The organism is Acinetobacter sp. IK31, assembly GCF_035615195.1.
In the GTDB taxonomy this organism is placed as follows: domain Bacteria; phylum Pseudomonadota; class Gammaproteobacteria; order Pseudomonadales; family Moraxellaceae; genus Acinetobacter; species Acinetobacter calcoaceticus_C.
In genome coordinates, this window is the sequence record NZ_JANBOB010000006.1 from 1 (window position 1) to 611 (window position 611).

Here is a 611-nt window from a genome sequence, read left to right on the forward strand (position 1 = left end):
AGTGTTCCAGTTGTATCTTTAGATGATGTGACTACCAACGACACCACTCCAGCTTTAACAGGAGCAGTCAACGACCCAACAGCAACAATAGTTGTGAATGTTGATGGCACTGACTATCCGGCAGTGAACAATGGTGACGGTACTTGGACACTTGCAGATAATACATTGCCTGCATTAACAGATGGTCCACATACAGTCACCGTAACTGCGACAGATCCAGCTGGAAATATTGCAACTGATACTGCAACACTCACTATTGATACTGTACCGGCAGACCTGATCGGTGCGATCACGATCCCTGAAGACTTAAATGGCGACGGCATCCTGAATGCAGACGAACTCGGCACAGATGGCAGCTTCAATGCACAAGTGGCATTGGGTGCAGATGCAATCGACGGCACAGTGGTCAATGTTAACGGTACCAACTACACCGTGACAGCAGCTGATATTACCAACGGCTTCATCACCGCAGCGATTGCTGTGACAGGCGAAGGCCCAGTCGCGATCCATGCCGAGGCAGTAGATGCACAAGGTAACGTGGATGTTGCAGATGCAGACGTCACAGTAACGGTTGATACCTTACCGGCAGACCTGATCGGTGCGATCACGAT

General features: G+C 49.9%; 1 protein-coding gene. It reads left to right on the forward strand.

The annotated features are described in order from the left end of the window. Positions 1-611, forward strand: a 611-nt coding sequence (locus MSG66_RS04315; protein WP_324652522.1) for an Ig-like domain-containing protein, incomplete at both ends; no start/stop codon positions are given.